The sequence below is a fragment of the Pseudovibrio sp. Ad46 genome, assembly GCF_001623065.1.
Classification (GTDB): Bacteria; Pseudomonadota; Alphaproteobacteria; order Rhizobiales; family Stappiaceae; genus Pseudovibrio.
Window position 1 is genome coordinate 30812 of the sequence record NZ_LMCG01000080.1, and the last position, 21189, is coordinate 52000.

The following is a 21189-nucleotide window of genomic DNA, read 5'->3' on the forward strand; positions in this document are numbered from 1 at the left end:
AAAAGCCAGCATTAAGATCCATGGGAGAACGCAGTCTTCACAGTTTCAACAAAAGCTTCAGTTTCGCTGGTCTTGAGCGGGTCAATATTCTGCCAGGTCGAAAGTTGTCCCCTGAAGAACGTGGATTGTCGCTTTGCATAGCGGCGCGTCTCAGTCTTAGCTTTCTCAATTGCCCAGTCCATGCTGGTGAGCCCCTGAGCCGCTTCAGCAAGCTGCTTCACGCCAATCGCCTTCATCACTTGCAGGTTTGGATCAAGGCCCTTGGCCCAAAGCGCGCACGCTTCCTCAACCGCTCCCTGCTCCACCATCAAATCAAACCGGCGATGAATTCGATCATGCAGGACTTTGCGATCTGGCGACAATACCACTCTCACAGATTCATCAGTACTCAGCAAAGGAGTGCTACGCTCATTCTGCCAGACTGATAAAGACTTACCCGTCCCCTCAATAACCTCCAGAGCGCGTACAATGCGCTGCGTGTCTGATGGGTGCAAACGGTCAGCCATAATCTGATCCCGCTCTCCCAGAGCGTTATGAAGCGCCCCTGCAACTGCATCCTGTGAGAACACCCGCCAATGCTGTCGCACATCCTCTGGGATGTCGGGCATCAGAGACAGTCCCTCCAGCGCGGACCTGAAGTAAAGACCAGTTCCACCAACAACAACCAGCGGGCGACCCGCCTGCCGCGCGTCAGACAACAGTTCTTCAAACTCCGTCAGCCAGTTCATTACGCTGTAAGGTTGGTCACTGGGCACATGGCCGAACAAGTGGTGCGGTGCCTGCGATTCTTCTTCCACGCTTGGACGCGCGCTCAAAATGTGCAGATCAGAATAGATTTGCATGGAATCTGCATTAACAACCCACGCATTCAGCTCTTTTGCTAGTTGAATGGAAAGAGCTGTCTTGCCGCTGGCCGTCGGTCCGGCTATCAACACCGCAACAGGCCTTTTACCAGCGCCATTCACTTGCCCAGTCCGAGAGCTGCTTATGTCGTTTGTTGTCACGCTCATTTCCAATCCAGCCAAACCCGCTGTCACTGAGGATATCGTTGAGAAGGTCAGTGCCCTTCTTCCCGCGGCTCCTCAGGTTAAGGTTCTCAACCCTCACATCGCTGTAGACCTGACGATTGAGGGTCACGCAGAACCTGAAGAACTCGAAAGCTCTATTCGCACAAACCTTGCAAATGCACCAGTTGATGTTTTCATTCAACCCCAGAATGGCCGCAGAAAGAAACTCCTGATCGCAGATATGGATTCCACCATGATCCAGCAGGAGTGCATTGATGAGCTTGCAGCGGAACTGGGATTGAAAGAGAAAATCTCCGAGATCACCGAGAGCGCCATGCGCGGCGAAATTGAGTTTGAACCTGCTCTGCGACAGCGCGTTGCCCTGCTTAAAGGCCTGGGCACCGAAGTCATCGGCAAGACCATCGAAAATCGCATTACGTTGACACCTGGCGGACGAGAACTCGTGCAGACCATGAAAGCCAATGGCGGATATGCCGCACTGGTATCCGGTGGCTTCACCTCGTTCACGCAGAAGATTGCCGAAGTCATCGGCTTCGATGAAAACAAGGCCAACATCCTTCTGGAAGCGGAATCTAAGCTCTCAGGTGAAGTTGCTGAACCGATCCTTGGCAGACAGGCGAAACTAGACCGCCTCAACGAGCTCACTGAGGAAAAGAGCATCGTGCTGGAAGACGTCATTGCAGTGGGTGATGGCGCCAATGATCTGGCCATGATCTGCGCTGCTGGTCTGGGAGTTGCCTTCCACGCAAAGCCGAAAGTGGCTGCGGAAGCTCGCGCTAAGATCAACTACGGCGACCTAACAGCCCTGCTCTACATTCAAGGTTACAGCCACGACGAATTTGCAAAGACCTAAGTTTCCTTGCCTTCAAATAAAAAAGCCGCCTCCAATCTGGAAGCGGCTTTTTTCATGTCTGATAAAAACGAACTAGTCTTCGATACGAACTGCAACAAACCGCAGTTCGCCAGAACCGTTGGAAAGCAACAGCAACGCAGAGCGACGTTTATCAGCCTTAAGAGCTTCGATCATAGCAACCACATCTTTTGGTGCTGCAACAGGCTCCTGAGCCACCTCAACAATCACATCACCAGCGCGAACCCGTTTGTCTTCAGCAGAACTGCCTTCAGCAACACGGGTAATCACAACGCCTTCGATTTCGTCTGACAGGGCAAAACGTTCACGCAAAGGTTCATCGATTTTAGCTAGAGACAACCCAAGCACAACGGTTTCATCCGCCTTGCTCTTTGGACTTTCCTGCTCTTCCTCAACCTTCTCAATTTCAGCCACCTCATCAAGACGTCCGAGGGTGACCTCAAGCTCGACTTCTTCACCACGGCGCAAAACCATGAGCGGAACAGTACTGCCAATCGTTGTCGTAGCAACCATGCGCGGCAGATCGCGCATTTCAGGGACACTCCGACCATCAAAGCTCAGCACAACATCACCTGGCATGATGTCAGCTTCCTGTGCAGGTCCACCCTCAGTTACACCAGCAATCAAAGCACCACGCGCGCTGTCCATACCCAGGCTCTCAGCGATCTCTTCAGTGACATGCTGAATACGCACACCAAGCCAGCCGCGACGGGTTTCACCAAACTCACGCAGCTGCGCAATCACACGGGTAGCAGTCTCTGCAGGAATGGCAAAGCCGATGCCGATAGACCCACCTGAAGGCGAGAAAATAACAGTGTTGATCCCGACAACTTCGCCATCCATGTTGAACAGCGGACCACCCGAGTTGCCTCGGTTGATAGCAGCGTCGGTCTGAATAAAGTTGTCATAAGGACCAGAGTTAATATCGCGGTTTCGTGCAGAAACGATACCTGCTGTAACTGTACCGCCAAGACCGAACGGATTACCGATCGCCATCACCCAGTCACCAACACGCAGCACTTCAGAACTGCCGAACTTCACCGAGTCCAAGGTTGACTGAGGTTCAACCTTCAAAACAGCAAGGTCTGTCTTTTCATCAGATCCAAGCAACTGTGCTGACAGTTTGGTTCCATCATTGAAGTTAACGGTAATCTCGTCCGCACCTTCAATCACATGGTTGTTGGTAACAATGATGCCCTTTTCACCGTCAATAACAAAGCCAGAACCGAGCGATTGAACACGCTGCGGGCTTTCACCTTCAGGTTCTTGCCCGTTGAAGAATTCTTCGAAAAATTCCTGAAAAGGAGATCCCTCAGGGACATCTGGCAGTTGAAGAGACCGTTTGGCTTTCACTCTTTGCGCAGTCGAAATGTTGACCACGGCATCACCAAGCTCTTCAGCAAGGTCTGCCAGAGATTCTGGGCCGCTTGCGCGAGCACTATCGAAGCTGCCGGTCACCGCCGCAACTCCAAGTACACTCGCAAAAACAATTGCCTTGATCGATCGTCCAAGCTCAAGGCGAGGGAAAACACCGGCCATAAGCCATCTCCTCAGATTATCAGGTGAACACAAACACTTCACCAGAACGCATACTGAAAACAAATATGCCCGCGCTTGGTTAATAAAGCGCGGGCAAAACTAACATTTATTTCTTAACTGCGTCAGGCTGATTTCTCGCAGTTGTATCATTGGCAAATCTGCGTCTAGCCACTGAGGGAACGCACCAACCATACAATCAACACACCCAGCCCCATCGCAGCAACACCGCCAAGACGGAGAGACTGATCAGGAATCTCCTGAGCTTTCCGCATGAATTCCTTCAAATGACCTGGGGCTAGAGCATAAACAACTCCCTCAACAACGAGGACAAGTCCCAGAGCCACAATAAAATCATTCATTACTGAGGTGCACCAACCGCCGGAGCACTCCGCGTTCCACTTGGATCGTTGAAGTAGCGGAAGAAGTCAGAGTCAGGAGACAGCACCAGAGACGTATCGCCACCTTCCAGAGCATTGGTATATGCCTGCATGGAACGATAGAACTCGAAGAAGCTTGGGTCTTTGCCATAAGCTTCTGCAAAAATCTGGTTGGCAGCCGCATCACCATCACCACGGATGATATCAGCATCACGCTGTGCTTCAGCAACAAGAACGGTTGCATCACGATCAGCACGAGACTTAATACGGCGAGACTGCTCTTCACCCTGTGCGCGGATTTCAGTTGCTTCACGCTGACGCTCTGTCTGCATACGACGGAAAATCGCCTGAGAGTTAGCTTCCGGCAGGTCCGCACGACGGATCTTCACGTCAATCACGTCAATACCGATCGCAGCAGCGCTTTTGTCTACGTCCTGACGGATCTTTTCCATCAGATCAGAACGGTCATCACGCACCACCTGTACGAAGGTTGCTTTTGCCAGTTCAGAACGCAGAGAAGACTGCAGGAACGTCGCAAGACGGCGTGCACCTTCATTTACGTTGTTCACAGACTGGTAGAAGCGCACTGGGTTGGTGATACGGTAACGAGCAAACGCATCAACAGTCAGACGTTTTTTGTCAGCAACAATTGCTTCCAGAGGAGGCATGTTGAGATCAAGAATACGCTTATCCAGAACGATAACATTCTGCCAAGGCAACTTGAATTTCAAACCCGGCTCAGTTTCCTGGGCTTTCACCTCACCAAACTGCAGAACAAGTGCCTGCTCAGTTGGGGTAATGATGTAAGCCGACCAGTAAAGAACCAGAGCGATAGCAGCTATAACAATGCCAAGAAGACCGCTTTTCATTAGTTGTTTCCTCCAGCACGTTTGTTCAGCTGGTCAAGCGGCAGATAAGGCACAACACCATTTTGCTGACCATTTCCGTCGATGATGATTTTCGGATTTTTGCTCAAGACATTTTCCATGGTCTCAAGATAGAGGCGCTGGCGAATAATATTAGGAGATTTCGCGTATTCCTCATAAATCTTGCTGAAGCGCTGTGCCTGACCATTTGCATTCGCAATAGTCTTGTCACGATACGCTTGTGCAGCTTCAGAAACGCGAGCCGCATTACCACGAGCTTCAGGGACGATCTTGTTAGCGTAAGCTTGTGCTTCGTTCTGGATACGCTCTTGGTCAGCACGAGCTGCCTGAACATCACGGAACGCTTCAATAACCTGCGCAGGAGGATCAACCTTCTGCATCTGAACCTGAGTAACCTCGATACCAGCTTTGTAGTTATCGAGAGTTTCCTGCATCAGTTTTTGCACTGCAATCTGAATTGGGGCACGGTTTTCAGTCAGAATTGAATCAATGCGGGAGCTGCCAACAACTTCACGCATCGCGCTTTCAGCCACTGCTTTCACAGTGCCTTCTGGGTTCTGAATGTTAAACAGGTATTCCTGAACACCAGTAGGAGTATTTTGAATGCGCCACTGAACTTTGAAGTCTACGTCAACGATGTTTTCATCGCCGGTCAACATCAGGCTCTCTTCAGGCACATCACGCTGGTTGATAGAGCTGCCACGAACGAACTCTTCCATACCAACAGTCAATTCGCGAACACGCAGCACTTCTGGAGTGCGCACTTCACCAACCGGATATGGCCAGTTGTAGTTCAGACCCGGATCGGTTTGTCCAACGACCTTACCGAATACCAGTTCCACACCAACTTCACTTGGTTCAACGCGGTAGATACCGGTAGCAAGCCAGATAACAACAGCAACGAGAATAGCGAACAAAATGCCTTTAAAGCCAAGGCCGCCGCCATCACCAGGAAGAACGGATTTCAGCTGATCCTGACCCCGTTTGAGGATTTCCTCAAAATCAGGTGGATTACCGCCACCACCGTTTCCGCCGCCACGCTGTGGGCCACCGCCGCCACCCCAAGGGCCACCACCGCCCTTGTTGCCGCCGGAGTTCCCCCAAGGGCCGCCGTTATTGCCGCCACCTCCGCTTTGATTGCTCCAAGGCATAGAGAGATCCCTTTACTAGGTATGCTGCCGGACAAACCGACAAATAGATGAGAGTTAGACTAAGCCAACTATTACTTGATTAGGGTTATAGGCAAGTTACCAGCACCTTTCAACGAATGCAGATACGCCAAAAGGCTGCACTTTATGGAAAAACACCAAAACCCCACAGAAACCGGACATTATTGAAGAAGATAAGCCTTCTTTCGCACGTTTCAACCGACGTACAAGAGCCTACCTGCAAATTTCAGCTGTAAGAATTAGAGGCACAATCAGGCAAATTCTTGCTGTTTTGCTCAACAAAACGTAAACCAAGCCAACACACAGCGGAAACGTGCAGAGTTTCAAGCCCTCAGCTTTCAGGCGGCACCCTTAAACGCATATCAATATGCGGAATACCATCGTCCAGATAGGTCTCCGAAGTGGCGTAGAAGCCAAGCCCGCCATAGAAGTCCTTCAGATAGTCCTGTGCCTGCAACTCCACGCGCGCATCATCATTGGTCGCTGCACAATAAGAAAGCGCGGCATTCATCAACTTACCGGCAATACCCTGCCCACGCGCATCCTTTGAGACCAACACACGGCTAATCTTGTACACATCGCCATCGTCGTGTTTCAGGAGGATTCGCAGCGCCCCAAGAATATGCCCGGCATCATTCATCACGAGAATGTGTTTATTGACAGGATCGAGCCCATCGATATCTGGATATGCGCACTGCTGTTCAACAATAAACACATCGCAACGTAACTTTAGCAAAGCATAGAGCTGTTCAACGCTGAACTCGTTGAAGTCTTTAAGCTCAAGAAACTGGGACATTCCACCTCAAAAATTCCGCGGCTCACTCCCGAAAAGCAAGCCTCAAACCCTTATTTATCTTGGTGGTCAGCGTTCAAATTGCAAGTCAATTACTGCCAGAAACTAATCTTTAGGCAGATTTCACAAGCAGAAACAGAAGGAAAGACCCAAAGCACCGATCCCCTTAACCTCTCATTAATGAAGAGCGGCGGGGATGCAAATGCGGGCAATAAAGCCAAAACACCTCATGAACAGCTTGCAGCGCAGGTTCCTGCCTTCGTCCTCCTATCAATCGGAGTGGGACGAAGAAACGATACCCAATTGGTTTCATAGCGAGCTGACCGATCTTCATAGCCAGAAGATTGAAAAGCAGGCGAAATTGTATTCAACCCTGCCTCTCTCTTGCGCTCAGGCTTTGCAAACCCATGGCATCTGGATCAAACATGATGTGTTGCCGCGGGAGTTCTTTCGCAGGCTCAAGTTTGAAGCCTTTGACTATTTTGTCGGGCAGAGAGATCGGAATAAGCGGCTTCTCTCCAACTGGCATAACGCACAAAGCTTCACACTGCCGTTGAACTATACGCACCTTCTCAGGCAACCCTTTTTGCAATCTGCCATCACAGACGAGCTTATTCCGCCACCGCTACAGTTCGCAGCAGGCAGAAAAGCCAAGCCTGCGTACCATATCGAGGCAATGGCACAATGCACGCCGTCTTTCCGCTTTGAAACGGAAGGCAGCAACACACCACCTTTTGAAATTGAACACGATGCATTCTCACCCGGCGCGATTGCGTTACTTTTCCTGGAAAAAATCACACCAGAAGACGGCGCAATGTTTTACATCCCCGGCTCACATCGCATGACAGAACAGCGTATTTTCTGGGAGTACCAGCGCCATCTTGACTATACAGAGATGGAAGAAGAGGCCGATGAGCCCATCACAGGGCTGAGTGATCTGCAAGAACTGGATCTGCCACCTCTCCTGCCTTTAAAGGTAGAGGCAAACACACTGCTGATTATGGACCGCTCAGGTTTCCATGGCCGCCTGCCAAGCACCAACAACGCACACAACGCCCATACTGCTCACCGCCTTGCCTTACGCGCAGACCTCACAACAAAGTCTTCAACGCGCAACAACTAATCAGCCTGCATCAAAGCTTGCGACGATAAATTTCCAATGAGGAATCAGCGGAGTCTTTTTCCCCACGATCAAACGGCGTGCGTTCAGCAAGCTCCCATTCGCCCTCATAGATATCCGGGAATTTCGTGTCACCGTCTGGCTGCGCATGAATACGGGTAATGTAGAGAGTAGAAGCCTTAGGCATCGCTTCTTTATAGATCTGCCCCCCACCCACAATCATGATCTCATCGACGCCATCATTCTCAGCAATGTCATTTGCGAGCGTGAGTGCATCACCAAGACTGCTGACCACTTCAACACCTTCATAAGCGTAGTTCGGATCACGTGTGATAACGACATTTTTGCGGTTTGGAAGAGGCTTGCCAAGCGTCGTGCAAATACTCTCAAAGGTCCGACGCCCCATGATCACGGGCTTACCTGTTGTCGTCTTGCGAAAGAACTTCAGATCGGTAGAAACAGACCATGGCATGTCATTGTTTGCGCCAATCACACCATTTTCAGCCACAGCTGAGATCATCGAAATTTGCTTCATCCTATCCTCAATCGGCAAGAGACAAGTCGTACTCAGTTGATGAGAGCATCAAGCTCCCATCTAAACCAGTTCAGGCAGCAGGAAAGAACCTACGGCCTCACATTCCAACTAAGCATTAACGGCAGGCCTTCGTCTGTAACATCGAACACACCATAGGCCGCTGTCTTCAGTTTCAAATCAGCACCAGCACCTTGATCAGCCAGTGCTTTCAATGCAAAGCGTGCAATCCCGTTACTGGTCACTACAAGAAGGGTCTTACCTGGGAACTTCTTGGGAGCAGATGCAAAGAACTCCTGCCAGCGTCCAATCACAGCGTGCGGGTCAATGTGCCAGCCATTCGGCGGCACACCTTCTTCTTCCCATGCACGAAGAGCCTCGTCACCAATCCGGGCCAGAACCTCTTCCTCGGGTTTATTTTCATCCGGGCCGTAATCGATCTCCACCAAAAACGGCAGAACCTTCAAATCAACCTCTTCAGCCTGCGTTTTCAGTGCAATCTGCGCTGTTTGCTTCGTTCTCTGCAGCGGAGAGCAAAACGCCATATCAAAGCTCACACCCTGATCAGCAAAGTGCTCAGAGAGCTTCTCAGCCTGACCCAGACCAGAAACACTGAGAGGCAAGTCTGTACGGCCACCAACACGAGTGACAACATCGCCCTTATCAAAAGTGTTGCCGTGTCTAAGAATGTAAACGCGCGTCAAAGGCCAGTCTCCAAATGATCAAACGGGTCGCCAAATTTAGCAATCAATTGTGCAGCAAGCTCCGCATCGCTTGGCGTATCCACACCAGACATGGAAAGTTTAGGCGGCTGCACTTCTTCCGCATGAACAACCATACCGTTTTCCAGAAAACGAAGCTGTTCAAGCCCTTCCATCTGCTCGTAGTACCCGAGCCCAAGCTCGTTGAAGCGTTCAAGCGCGTCAACGCGGTAGCCATAAAGCCCGATATGGCGGAAGACAGGAGAAAGCTTGTCGCTCTCCCGCAGTTCCTCTTCTTTACGAATGGCCGGAAGAATATTCTTGGAGAACCACAGAGCCGTTCCATCATCCCTGCGCACACAAGTTGTGCCGGAAAACGGATGAGCCTTCTTGTGCTCACGGAGCTCGTCCAACCCGTTCCAGTCCAGCCGAATAACAGGCGTGAACACATCCGCATCAGGACGCATTGCAGCAGCCTGAATCAACGCAGAAACATGCTCAGGCGGTGTAAACGGCGCATCACCCTGCAGGTTTAAAACGAACTCAGGATGCGTGCCATGCACTCTGGAGGCAGCAAGTGCTCGGTCCGTACCCGATGGATGCTCCGGATCAGTCATCACAAAGGGCGCACCGATATGGCGGCAATGCTCGGCAACCTCTTCATGGTCCACCGCGACCACATAGTCAGAACCAGTTTGTTTCGCCGCAACACGAGCAACCTGCACAACACGCTCCAGCAAACTGCGACCACTGATTGGGTGCAGCGGCTTACGCGGGAAACGAGTTGATCCAATACGCGCCGGAACGCAAATAAGGGTTCGCATGGGAACTCCTTTTAAAAAACCAAAGACAACTAGACCGCAACAACACCTTTGATGTGTGGATGCGGGTCATAACCTTCCAAAGCAAAGTCCTCGTAGCAGAACCCGAAGATATCCTTCACTTCTGGATTGATATGCATAACAGGCAAGGCCCGCAGCTCTCTGGAAAGCTGAAGCTCAGCCTGCTCCATATGATTTGAGTAGAGATGCGCATCACCAAGCGTATGAACAAAATCACCAGCTTCCAGATCGCAAACCTGTGCAATCATCATGGTCAACAATGCATAAGAAGCGATGTTGAACGGAACACCCAGGAACACATCTGCAGAACGTTGGTAGAGCTGACAGGAAAGCTTGCCGTTTGCCACGTAAAACTGGAACAGCGAATGACAAGGCGGCAGCGCCATATCGTCAACAAGCGCAGGGTTCCAGGCAGAAACGATCAACCGGCGGCTATCCGGGTTCGTTTTGATCTGCTTCACCACATTGGCAATCTGGTCGATAGAGCCACCATCAGGCTTAGGCCAGGAGCGCCACTGATAACCATAGACAGGCCCCAGGTCGCCATTCTCATCTGCCCATTCGTCCCAGATGCGCACCTTATGATCTTTAAGGTACTTGATGTTGGTATCACCCGCTAAAAACCAGAGCAGCTCATGAATGATAGATCTCAGGTGCAATTTCTTGGTCGTAACAACCGGAAAGCCCTTGGACAGATCAAACCGCATCTGATGACCAAAGACAGACTTGGTACCTGTTCCGGTACGATCTTCCTTGACCACACCTTCATCCATGATACGGCGCATCAGCTCTAGATATTGCTGCACGAAGGATCATCTCCTGTTTTACGATTCGAGTCGCGCACAGTATAGCCAATCTACCGAAAATCGCCTCTGTGCCATCTTGCATACGGGGTCTTACCCCAAGCTTCCGTCGATAAAAAGACCGGGAAATTAGCTTGAGCGCTTCCGCCTTAGGCAAATCCCCGCAAAAGCGTCATTTACAAATCTTCAACACCACCACTTGTTCAAATTGGCCTGTGAATATGCCGCTTTGTCAACAGGTTCTCTTAGCCCTGCGACAGTAACCGATAGCTTTTGCCCTTCCATTTGCCAGTGCGTGCACCTATATTCCCCCTGCCAGTTCGCTGGCTACGGCAATAAATTGCGAGCGCAATAAACCATTCGGACCCGGGGGCGGTACCCGGCGCCTCCACCAAAGCCCGTTGTACTCCAGCGGTCTTCGGGGGGGCGAAACAGGATCGACGAGGGCGTAAAGGCTTTGTTTTTGCTCGGCATGGTACCACCGTTATCGGACCAAAATGATAGTTGCAAATGACAACTACGCTATGGACAACGCTGTAGCTGCGTAATGCAGTTCCGGTAGTCCACTAAGTCCCGTTGGTTAGCACCTTCAGGCGGGGTTCGGAGGCACCTGGCAACAGAAGCCTCCACTTTAGTGTTAAAAGGCTCTTTCCTTATTCTATGCCTATTCAAGGTATAGAAATAAAAGACAGGCCTTTTTGTCGCCTCTACGCTATAGTTAGGCCGAATAAGAACGCAAAGGATGAGCGGTGCCGGACATGGCTGAAGATTTAATCCGCTATGACATCATCATTCAGGACGCGTTGAGAAACGCAGTCCGAAAGATATTGGTTGAGGTCAACCGGGCAGGACTTCCCGGAGAGCACCATTTTTACATTGCCTTTGAAACCACGGCCCCTGGCGTCAAGATTTCAAACCGCTTAAGGGAACGTTACCCGAAAGAAATGACGATCGTGCTGCAGCACCAGTTCTGGGACCTGCAGATCACTGAGCACGCTTTCGAGGTTGGTTTGTCCTTTGGTGGTGTTCCGGAGCATTTGTATGTTCCGTTCTCTGCAATCAAGGGTTTCTTCGATCCGTCTGTCCAGTTCGCTCTTGAGTTTGAGCCTGGCAAAACCGGTGAAGAACTGCCTGCAGAATTCCGCATTGCGGAACGTGATCTGGACTCTGTGGAAGAGTTCCATGCACGTCTGGAATCGGCTGTCGAACAGGACGAAAAAGAAGAAGCTAACGCAGCTGCTTCCGAAACAGAAGAGACAGCTTCAGACTCTGAGGACGAGAAAGAGAAAACTGACTCTGACGAGACTTCCAAAGATGACAACGGAAGTGCGCAGGTTGTTTCTCTGGATGCTTTCCGCAAGAAGAGCTGATCCTTCCGACCAAGATAAGAGCGGTCGGCTCATCAACGTCATGTAATGGGTGATTGTATGAGCGCGACCGTTGTTAACCTGCGTCAGGCCCGCAAACAAAAGGCCAGAGACAGCAAAGCCCGCTCCGCTGCGGAAAACCGCCGGAAGTTTGGGCGTTCAAAAGCCGAAAAATCTCAGGAAAATGCAGAAGCAGACCTGCAGACAAAACGCTTTGAAGGTCACAAGTTGGCCTCCGTCTCTTCTTCATCACCAGCAGATAAAGAGTGAGGCATCCTTATGAGCCTCAAGAAACGCTCGATCACCCTACACGGACATAGAACCAGCATCACGCTGGAGCCGGAGTTCTGGTCTGGGCTGGAAGACTTTGCGCGAAGTCAGGGCAAGAACATTACCGCGACCATCGCCTCAATCGATGATGAGCGAAACCCAGAAAACAACCTCTCAAGCTGCATCCGCGTCGCCGTGCTCAAACACTTTCAGACCCAACTGGTCAGTTAACCTGCAGCAGGCGACCACCTGGCAGCTCAATGAACTTAGGCGCTCCCCGCTCATCAGCCTGTAAATCAGGCAGCGGTCCACGCAAGACCTGATTGTCATTGCCTGCCTCAAGCACACCAAGATTTTTCGGAGCACCTGACTGGATGATAGGCCCAAGCAGGTCAACCTCTCCCGCTGGCACAGTCGCCTCGTTCACGCCACCAATGGTCACCGGAGCTTCCAATGCAGGTAGGCTGGATTTCGCTCTCGGTTTGGGCGGATCAACAATTGCAACAGAGGGGTTAACGGGCTTTTTTGCAGTGGCGTCTCCATCAAGAACAGACCGAATACGCGCACTAAAATCCTGTACAGTGCTCTTGTTGCTCTCAGCGTCGGCCTTAGCTTGCGCTTCAGCCGCAGCCTTGGCTTCCGCAGCAGCTTTCGCCTCTGCTGCTTTGTGAGCTTCCTCAGCCCGCTTCACAGCCTCAACCGCTTTTGCCTTGCGCGCTTCTTCCTCAGCTGCCAGGCGGGCAGCACGGGCTTTCGCTTCTTTGTCTGCCTGCGCCTGTTGCTTACGTTCAACTGCAGCAGCAGCTTCGGCTTGCCGAGCCTTTTCCGCGTCCTCAACAGCCTGCGCCTTTTGGGCGGCTTCCTCTTCCCGCTTTTTCTTCAGTTCATCAAGCATGCGCTCTTGCTCAGCAATCTTGCGCTGCTCTTCTTCAATCCGTTTCACATTCAGCTCAATCGCACGAAGATTGAGGTAGGAGAGCAAAGGTCCCGTATCCAGTTTGCGCACTGGGTTTTCCAGCGGACCAGAATACAAGATAGCGACCTGAGGCTCCGCACCCGCAACCTTTTGCGCCTCGTCACGGGTCTTCATGGAAACATCGCCCGTCAGCGCCCACTTCTCCAGATCAACAAGCGCAGAGCCAAACAGCGTGGTCCCGGCAGTATCAACGGAGATGTTACGCGCCCGGATCCGCCCACTGGCAATGCCCAGGGACCCGTCAACCCGGTTGAACGATATAGAGCCCGCATCCAGATGGTCCGCAAAGGTGTTTTGAATAGCAGCCTCATCCAGCTCAAGACCTGCATCCGCTGCCTTGATCACGAGGTCAAAGGCCGCTGGGTTGATCCGGCGAATTACACCATCAGTGACGCTGAAAGTACCACCACCTGAAAGACCTGCCACAAGACCGGAGATTGTACGCCCGTTTCCTTCAAACTCAGCAATTGCCTGCAGCTTACCAGTGGCTAAAGCACGACCTTCGTCAGCCCAGGCCAACTCTTCAAAGTCAGCGTCATCCAAACGGAACCGGCCAGACAGAGTCGCCTGCCCCTGATCCCGCCGCAGATCGAAAGCACCAGAAAACTCACCGCCTGCAAACCGGCCAGTACCTTCATTGATAGACAGCTGATCTGAACGCAGCCGAAGCTGACCACTGGCGGCGTCCAGTCGGAACTCATCACTGAACAAAGCACGATCACTCTTCACATCAAGGGTCAGATCCACACCATCAGCAAGGCCTTGCCCCAGCGCCTGCGAGGACCACACAGAATCTTCCTGAAGCACACCGGCCCAAACATTGGCTCCCAGCAGCAGCTCACTCAAACTGCGCATATCAAGCTCAGACAATTCCAGCTTGCCGGATGCTTCTAAAGGTCCACCCTTCTTCAAAGTACCTTCAAGATCACCAGACAGATCCATATTAGCCAGCTGGCCTTTCAGATCTGAGAGTTTGAAGTCCCGCCCGCGTCCTTCAAGCTGACCACTCAGGTTCGCTTTGAGAGGACCGGAGTAAATTGGATAAATCTTGCCAAATGCCAGTCCATAATCCGCCAGATCATCAGACTGCAACGCAACCTTGGCAGACCAGACAGCAGCAGACCGGTTCGGAATCCGCACGGTGCCATCGGAGAGGATCTTCAACCCAACAAGGTCACTGGAAAAACCAAAGGCCAGTTGATCGCGCGGACTGCCAGACAAGGAAAGACGAACCTCTCCCGGTTGCAGTTGCGTGATTGGGATAGCCTCAAACCCGAGCTGTCGAAGCACTTTGACGCCATCTTTGCCACCAAGCGTCATTTCCGCATAAAGGTCACCTTCTGCGAAATCATCAATGCGGCCTTCAAATGTACCATTCAAATCCAGATCACTGACGCCAACCTCACCAAAAAGGTTCAAAGACATATCCGTCCGCCCCTTCTCAGCATAGGCAGAAAGCTCAGCTTTAAGGCTGGCGGGTGCAAGATCCGGAGCAGCTGTTTTCAAGCGCTCAATCAACGGATGGTCAGGTGCATATTCTTCCAAAACAGCAACCGCTCCAGTCAGAGACGATGCTGTCAACGTGCCTTTGATGTTCCCCTGTGGTGTCGTGCTCAGGTCATCAATGCGGCCCTTCATATCAATGTAAGCACCAGCAAAATCACGGATTTTCAGCTGCTCGATTGAAAGCGCATCCCGGCTCAGGCTCGCACTCACGGCCATGCTTTTTGCTTTCACGCCACTGGCAACAAGCTCATCTGCATAAAGCCGCATGGACATATCAACCGCACTGGGTTTGATCTTCTTACCCGTAAACGCTTCCACATAACGCTGGATTTCATCCAGATTGACGCGGTCACTATCCATATCAACGGTGATCAACGGGCTGCGATCAAGTGGATGCTCAAATGAAATCAAGCCAACACTGCGCACATCTCCGGCATCAATCCGCAAATCAGGAAGTCGCAGAGCACCGGAACCTGCTTCAACACGGCCTCTCAACGCAACAGGAGACAAACGTTTGGAAGCATCCTTCCGCTCCCCCAACCACCAATGCGCCAGCTGATGTGGCTGACGGGAAGAAATCTCCCAATCCCCCTGATAGCCGGCAGAGCCGCGCAGCTCCAGGTAACCACTGGTCTTGAAGAGGCTACGACCCGGCAACTCACCAGAGAGCTCATCAATCTTCCAGCCAGTGCCAGTCGATTCAAGTAAGGCACTCAGATTGGAAACAACAGAACCACCCGCCACCACAACAGGCACGGTCAGATCCATATTGCCTTTCACATCCAGCAAGGGCAGAGACTGCAAGCCGCCAGCCAGTCGCGTCAAAACAGCATCAGTCGGAACCAGCGGACGCTGTGGCCCACCACCAATCATTCGGTCCAGATCAACCTGTTTAAACTGAGCAACAGCCTGAAATTCTGGCTCTGGACCAAAACTATAAATACCGCCACCTTCAGCGGTAATCGGGCGATCTTCTGAGCCAAGACGCAAAGTACTCTCAGTCAGTTCCAGCCGCTCACCGTCCAGATTAAACTTACTCTTCCCAGCCCATTCCAGCGCATCAGAGCCTTCACTGACAACAGATTGAACCTCGGCATCTCCGTAATAGGAGACCACACCGTTCTGGTGTGTCAGGAAACCATCCGTTGAGAATTGAGCTGCAACATTTGCAGGAGACACCTGCGTCTTAACCCGGATCTGACCATTGCGTTCAACACGGCCACTACCAATTTTCAGCGTGTAAGGCACACCTTCATAAAGCATCGCGCCTTCCGCTTTGAAAGGCCCCTGCAAACCGCCAGCATAAAGCTCAAGGTTCGCATTGCCTGCGCGGCGTACTTCGCCCGTCCGTGCATCAGTCAGCACGACAGATCCATTTTGAACGCTCACGCCTTCCAGAATAAGCGAGGTCGGGTCGATTTCAGAAATAACGGAACGGCGGGAGTTGGTTTGCAAAACATCAAGACGGCCTTCCTCATCAAGAGAAAGGTTAAGCTCCGGCTCGTTGAGTTTCATCTCAGTGACGTGCACTTCTCCGCGCAAAAGCGAAGGCAATTCAATACGGCCTTCAAATCCTTTGATCGTCATCAACGGATCTTCGACAGCACCAACACGAACGTCAGAGAGCTTCACGTAGGGAGCAGGCAGCAGCTGGACATCGGTCTCACCGAGGATCGTCACCTGATGCCCCAGAACTTTCTCACCATAGCTTTCAAACAGGGAACGATAAGCTGACCAATCGATGACCAAAGGGCCAACAAGCGCGATGACCAGCGCCAAGATCAAAGTCCCACCGACGGTGATGTAAACCGAATTCAACGTTAAGCTCCTTTACCCACTTCGAACCTCACGCCTTGCCGCGCTGTCCGCCTATGAGCTGCATGCAAACACTTGTTTGTCTATGTGAATTACAGCAGGAACAAGACGACAGCAACGACTTAAGGCAATGTTTCCGAACGGAACGAAGCAAGTGCGTATTTACGGCACTTCTTTACTCGGTATCTAAGGCAAAAATCTTACCGGGGTTCATAATATTCAGCGGGTCAAGACTACGCTTGATGGCAGCCATCACAGCCACCCCTGCACCATGTTCCTTAGGCAGATACTTCATCTTGCCCTGCCCTACACCATGCTCACCAGTACAGGTTCCACCCAGCTCAATTGCACGATAATTCAAACGTTCAACAAACGCCTCAGACTTGGCAATGTCCTCAGGCTCATTCAGGTCCGTCAACACAAGCACATGAAAATTGCCGTCACCAACATGGCCAACTATCGGACCAATCAAGCCATTTTCTTCGATATCATCGTGTGTAGCCGTCACACAATCGGCCAGACGAGAGATTGGCACACAGACATCTGTCGACAGTCCGGTTCGCTCAGGTGCCAGACCAAGGCCAGCCCAATAAGCGTCATGCCGCGCGGCCCAAAGCTTGTTGCGCTCTTCAGGATCGGTCGCCCATTCAAATTTTTTCAAAGAGTTTTCAGCCGCAATCTCACCAAACCGCTCAGCCTGTTCTCTCACACCAGCCTCAGAGCCGTGGAATTCCACAAGCAGCAACGGTGATTCTGGCAAATCCAGCTTTGAATAGGCGTTAACGGATTGGACGGTCAGTGTGTCCAACAGCTCCATACGGGCAACGGGAATGCCATACTGCACCGCTTCGATAACCGTGTTGCAGCAATCCGCAATGCTATCGAAAGAGGCAATTCCACCTGAAATTGCTTCAGGTATACCCTTCAGCTTCAACGTAATCTCAGTGATCACCCCAAGCGTACCTTCCGAGCCAACCATTAAGCGCGTCAGATCATATCCAGCAGACGATTTCTTGGCACGGCTTCCAGTCTTCACAATGGTCCCGTCAGGCATGACAACCGTCAGCGCCAGAACCATATCCTTCATCGTCCCATAAAGCACCGCATTGGTGCCAGAAGCCCGCGTCGCCGTCATGCCACCAATAGTGGCATCAGCGCCCGGATCAATCGGGAAAAACAAACCAGTATCACGCAAATAAGCATTAAGCTGCTTGCGCGTCACACCCGGCTGAACCACACAGTCCAAATCCTCAGCATGAACTGAAACAACTTCATTCATCTGAGAGAGGTCCAGCGAGATACCGCCCCCCGGTGCATTCAGATGCCCTTCCAAAGAAGAACCACTGCCAAACGGAATGACCGGCACACGTAGGTCAGCACAAAGCTTTACGATTTCAGAGACTTCCTCAGTCGACTGTGCAAAGACAACAGCATCTGGCGGCTGGTTTGGTAGCCATGATGTCGTATGCCCGTGCTGCTTCCGCAAGCTCATGGATGTCTGGCAACGGTCACCAAATTTCTCATTCAAGAGCGCAATCGCTTTGTCGATCCCCTCGGCATTGCGTGTAACATTCAGCTGCATCCCCGTCAGAGACATGGCAGACCTCCTTTATATTCCAGATACTTCCCCCCGGAAGCACACCTCCAAGCATATAGTCGAAACTTCGAGACACGACTCGGTATTTATTGGAATTATAGTATTCTGCATGGCCAGCATAATTGAGCTTTTAGCAAGACGATTGCCACACAAGCCAACGGACCTGAAGAAGCTCCTTAAGTGTTTCTCAGTGCTTATCGAAAATAATGATCCAAAATCAGATGATCAGAGCATATCCTGATTGGCGTTTGCCGGGGAATCTCGTTAAAGACAATGCCAATCATTCATTGTCGTATCGCTTAATCTATTATGCCTAACCAAGCTAACCCGCTGAAAATCGCAATGCGCATAGCCTATAAATGGGTCGAACCTAACTTACGTTTGTTCATGTCATCGCGGCTCCCGCTTGTCTGGCTCCTTGCGTTGATCATCGGGGCAGCTGTGGGCGGATCTGCGATCCTGTTTCGCATTGGCATTGGGCTGGTTCAATGGTTATCGCTCGGCACTGTCTCCGAACGCATGATCAGCGCGGCAAACGCTCAACCATGGTATGTCATTGTTCTGGCACCTGTAATAGGCGGCGCAATTGTTGGCCTTCTTCTGCAAACAATCCAGAAGAAGCAGCGTGCCGGCGGCGTAGCAGACGTGATTGAAGCACGGGCTCATGGTGGAACCGGCCTGCCCTTTTGGCCCGGCCTCAGCTCCGCGCTCATCACAGTCATCTCACTTGGCAGTGGCGCCAGTGCTGGTCGTGAAGGCCCTATGGTTCATCTTGGCGCCACACTCGGCACCTCCGTCTTCTCCAAGCTGAAACTCCCTGATTCAACAATGCGTATCCTGCTTGCTGCAGGTGTCGCAAGTGCAGTTTCTGCAAGCTTTAACGCACCAATCGCAGGCGTATTGTTCGCGCATGAGGTCATCCTCGGACACTACGCAATGTCTGCCTTCGTTCCAATCGTGCTCTCATCAGCCATGGGAACGCTGGTGTCTCGCCTCTATTTTGGCGAAGCCGTGGCCTTCATCCTGCCCCACTACCAGATCAACACATACTGGGAATTCCCGGCTTTTGTGCTGCTCGGCATCATCTGCGCGATTGTTGCCATCTCATTCCAGTTTGCATTGATCGGCTCAGACTGGCTTGCCAGAAACATCAAGATGCCAATCTGGCTCCGCCCGATCATCGGCGGCGCATTGGTTGGCTCAATCGCTGTCTTTTATCCGGAAATCATTGGCGTTGGCTATGAGGCAACCGATGGAGCGCTCAACTCAGAACTACCGCTCACATTGATGCTCTCGCTACTCGTCGTGAAAACAGTAGCAACAGCCATCACGCTCGCCTCGCGCTTCGGTGGTGGCATCTTCTCACCCTCGCTGTATCTGGGAGCGATGACGGGTGGTGCCTTTGGTCTGATCGCGGCAAATCACCTGCCCGAAATGGCTTCCAGCCACGGCCTCTACGCTATTTTAGGCATGGGAGCGGTCGCCTCAGCCGTCCTTGGCGCACCAATCTCAACCACCATGATCGTGTTCGAGCTGACAGGTGGTTACGAGTTGTCCATTGCACTGCTGATCGCTGTCTCCATTTCAACAGGCCTCAATCAGGCAATTCATGGTCGTTCCTACTTCCATTGGCAGCTGGAAATGCGCGGTGTCATGCTGCAAGACGGTGCCCACAAATGGCTCGTCCGCATTGTTCATGTTGAAGATTTCGCAGATCCACCTAGGCCGGACTCCGATACCACCTTCGACCCAGAGTCAGAAGAACCGTTCCTTGCACCGCTCGACACGCTCGAAAAAGCGCTAAGAACCTTCGATGATGCAGGCAAGTCCACCTTGCCCGTCATTGACCCCAAGAACCCAGCGGAAGTTATTGGTTACGCAAGTCACGTGAAGGCTCTGCGTTACTTCAATTCAGCTCTCATTCAGGCGAATGTTGAGGAGCACCGCTAGCCAAACCCCAGATAATCTCCATTGACCCATCCGTAAAAAACAGCAATCTCATTCAAGACATCCTTGTCTTCGCTGGATAAATTGGGTCTATGAAGCCGGTTACTCAAAAAATTGCCTTAGAAGCAACTCCGCTCAATTCGGGAGAGAACGCACAATTCTGGTGTGCGCCTCGCTTTGATGGGTTGGAATGTCTTGCGGCAAGTTTCAGAACCCATGTTTACGAACCTCACACCCACGACACATTCGTTGTTGGTGGCATTCTCTCGGGCTGTCAGTGCTACTGGCAACGCGGACAGCAGATATTCGCAGGTCCCGGAGATCTGGTCTTCGTCAACCCATTCGAGCTTCATGACGGTATACCGGAGGGCTACGGCTACACCTACCGGATGACCTACCCCAGCATCTCACTGTTGCAGAAGATCGCTGAGGATCTGACGGACAAACCACAAAGCGGAACACCGTTTTTCCCGGAGGCCTGTGTCCATGACCCCGAGCTCTGTCAGGAATTCGTTGAAGCGCACAAGTCCATACAGAACCGCTCCATTGATCTGGAAGCCGAAGAACCGCTCTATATGATCTTCGCCAAGATGCTCGCAAAACACGGCAGCTTCACTGACAACATCACCGGATCAAAAGATCCCGTCGCAATCAAACGAGCGCGGGAGTATCTGGAAGAAAGCTTCATGGGCAGCGTGCATCTGGATGATCTGGTAAACATCTCAGGCCGCTCAAAGTATCACCTCATCCGCTCCTTTAAAAAAGCGACAGGACAAACACCGCACGCCTACCTGACTGATGTGCGGGTACGAAACGCCAGACGCTTGCTTGTCCGTGGAACCTCTCCAAGCGAGACGGCATCCCTTTGCGGCTTTGCGGATCAGGCCCATCTCACACGGCAGTTCAAATCCCGTGTTGGCACCACACCAGCAGCTTTCCAGCGATCTGTGATTTCCATTTAATCACAGCGGCATACCAGAAGCGCAATTTCATTCAAGACGACATCGGCCTCTCTGACTTAAAAGCACTCCATGCTCTGGAGCGCGTTC

At 51.8% G+C, this 21189-nt stretch carries 19 protein-coding genes and 1 other RNA gene; 8 read left to right on the top strand and 12 right to left on the bottom strand.

Annotated elements, in window-relative coordinates:
* Positions 1–11: 11 nt before the first annotated feature.
* Positions 12–1010 carry a tRNA (adenosine(37)-N6)-dimethylallyltransferase MiaA gene (miaA, locus tag PsAD46_RS23535; RefSeq protein ID WP_084404523.1) on the bottom strand — a complete coding sequence of 333 codons (999 nt, stop codon included), beginning with the start codon at positions 1008–1010 and terminating at the stop codon, positions 12–14.
* Between miaA and serB the strand changes: the two genes are divergently transcribed.
* Positions 988–1881: a phosphoserine phosphatase SerB gene (gene serB, locus PsAD46_RS23540; protein ID WP_063307984.1), complete on the top strand. Its 894-nt coding sequence runs from the start codon at positions 988–990 to the stop codon at positions 1879–1881. The genes miaA and serB overlap by 23 nt on opposite strands.
* Before the next feature lie 72 nt (positions 1882–1953).
* On the opposite strand, the gene PsAD46_RS23545 is transcribed toward serB, so the two are convergent.
* The 5 genes from PsAD46_RS23545 to PsAD46_RS23565 form a co-directional block, all read right to left on the bottom strand.
* Positions 1954–3438, bottom strand: coding sequence for a Do family serine endopeptidase (locus tag PsAD46_RS23545; protein WP_063293875.1), 1485 nt, complete (start codon positions 3436–3438; stop codon positions 1954–1956).
* Between the two features lie 164 nt (positions 3439–3602).
* Positions 3603–3797, bottom strand: coding sequence for a DUF2065 domain-containing protein (locus PsAD46_RS23550; RefSeq protein WP_057465757.1), 195 nt, complete (start codon positions 3795–3797; stop codon positions 3603–3605).
* Positions 3797–4684 carry a protease modulator HflC gene (gene hflC / locus PsAD46_RS23555; protein ID WP_063307985.1) on the bottom strand — a complete coding sequence of 296 codons (888 nt, stop codon included), beginning with the start codon at positions 4682–4684 and terminating at the stop codon, positions 3797–3799. The genes PsAD46_RS23550 and hflC overlap by 1 nt, the downstream gene beginning before the upstream one ends.
* Positions 4684–5853 carry an FtsH protease activity modulator HflK gene (gene hflK / locus PsAD46_RS23560; RefSeq protein WP_057465755.1) on the bottom strand — a complete coding sequence of 390 codons (1170 nt, stop codon included), beginning with the start codon at positions 5851–5853 and terminating at the stop codon, positions 4684–4686. Before hflK ends, hflC begins: the two co-directional genes overlap by 1 nt.
* A gap of 349 nt (positions 5854–6202) precedes the next feature.
* Positions 6203–6667, bottom strand: coding sequence for a GNAT family N-acetyltransferase (locus PsAD46_RS23565; RefSeq protein WP_063307986.1), 465 nt, complete (start codon positions 6665–6667; stop codon positions 6203–6205).
* A 199-nt stretch (positions 6668–6866) separates the two neighbouring features.
* Between PsAD46_RS23565 and PsAD46_RS23570 the strand changes: the two genes are divergently transcribed.
* On the top strand, positions 6867–7787 hold the full coding sequence (locus PsAD46_RS23570; RefSeq protein WP_208982003.1) for a phytanoyl-CoA dioxygenase family protein: 921 nt from the start codon (positions 6867–6869) through the stop codon (positions 7785–7787).
* 10 nt (positions 7788–7797) lie between these two features.
* On the opposite strand, the gene PsAD46_RS23575 is transcribed toward PsAD46_RS23570, so the two are convergent.
* The 4 genes from PsAD46_RS23575 to PsAD46_RS23590 form a co-directional block, all read right to left on the bottom strand.
* Entirely contained in the window at positions 7798–8319 is a 522-nt protein-coding gene (locus tag PsAD46_RS23575; protein ID WP_057465752.1) for a dihydrofolate reductase, read from the bottom strand.
* Between the two features lie 89 nt (positions 8320–8408).
* Entirely contained in the window at positions 8409–9020 is a 612-nt protein-coding gene (locus PsAD46_RS23580) for a histidine phosphatase family protein (RefSeq protein ID WP_063307988.1), read from the bottom strand.
* Positions 9017–9841 (bottom strand): manno-octulosonate cytidylyltransferase, encoded by an 825-nt coding sequence (locus PsAD46_RS23585; RefSeq protein WP_063307989.1) that lies wholly within the window; start codon positions 9839–9841, stop codon positions 9017–9019. Before PsAD46_RS23585 ends, PsAD46_RS23580 begins: the two co-directional genes overlap by 4 nt.
* A 29-nt stretch (positions 9842–9870) precedes the next feature.
* A complete protein-coding gene (locus PsAD46_RS23590) occupies positions 9871–10665 on the bottom strand; it encodes a thymidylate synthase (RefSeq protein WP_063307990.1) in 795 nt (264 codons plus the stop codon).
* A 272-nt stretch (positions 10666–10937) separates the two neighbouring features.
* Between PsAD46_RS23590 and ssrA the strand changes: the two genes are divergently transcribed.
* The 4 genes from ssrA to PsAD46_RS23610 all read left to right on the top strand — a co-directional run bounded on the left by ssrA (position 10938) and on the right by PsAD46_RS23610 (position 12530).
* Positions 10938–11293, top strand: a transfer-messenger RNA (tmRNA) gene (gene ssrA, locus PsAD46_RS23595).
* 127 nt (positions 11294–11420) lie between these two features.
* Positions 11421–12032 carry a ClpXP protease specificity-enhancing factor SspB gene (locus PsAD46_RS23600; RefSeq protein WP_063307991.1) on the top strand — a complete coding sequence of 204 codons (612 nt, stop codon included), beginning with the start codon at positions 11421–11423 and terminating at the stop codon, positions 12030–12032.
* A 57-nt stretch (positions 12033–12089) separates the two neighbouring features.
* Positions 12090–12299, top strand: coding sequence for a DUF4169 family protein (locus PsAD46_RS23605; protein ID WP_063294089.1), 210 nt, complete (start codon positions 12090–12092; stop codon positions 12297–12299).
* A 9-nt stretch (positions 12300–12308) separates the two neighbouring features.
* On the top strand, positions 12309–12530 hold the full coding sequence (locus PsAD46_RS23610) for a ribbon-helix-helix domain-containing protein (RefSeq protein ID WP_063289922.1): 222 nt from the start codon (positions 12309–12311) through the stop codon (positions 12528–12530).
* Here the strand turns inward: PsAD46_RS23610 and PsAD46_RS23615 are convergent.
* The gene (locus tag PsAD46_RS23615) at positions 12523–16599 is read right to left on the bottom strand and encodes an AsmA-like C-terminal region-containing protein (RefSeq protein ID WP_063293883.1); all 4077 of its coding nucleotides are present in this window, start codon (positions 16597–16599) and stop codon (positions 12523–12525) included. The genes PsAD46_RS23610 and PsAD46_RS23615 overlap by 8 nt on opposite strands.
* 172 nt (positions 16600–16771) lie before the next feature.
* Positions 16772–18193 carry an FAD-linked oxidase C-terminal domain-containing protein gene (locus PsAD46_RS23620; protein ID WP_063307992.1) on the bottom strand — a complete coding sequence of 474 codons (1422 nt, stop codon included), beginning with the start codon at positions 18191–18193 and terminating at the stop codon, positions 16772–16774.
* 309 nt (positions 18194–18502) lie between these two features.
* Here PsAD46_RS23620 and PsAD46_RS23630 point away from each other — a divergent pair, with 309 nt between their 5' ends.
* Both PsAD46_RS23630 and PsAD46_RS23635 read left to right on the top strand, forming a co-directional pair.
* Complete coding sequence (locus tag PsAD46_RS23630) at positions 18503–20143, top strand: chloride channel protein (protein ID WP_063293886.1); 1641 nt, start codon at positions 18503–18505, stop codon at positions 20141–20143.
* 89 nt (positions 20144–20232) lie between these two features.
* Positions 20233–21102, top strand: coding sequence for an AraC family transcriptional regulator (locus PsAD46_RS23635; protein WP_057465742.1), 870 nt, complete (start codon positions 20233–20235; stop codon positions 21100–21102).
* Positions 21103–21189: the final 87 nt, after the last annotated feature.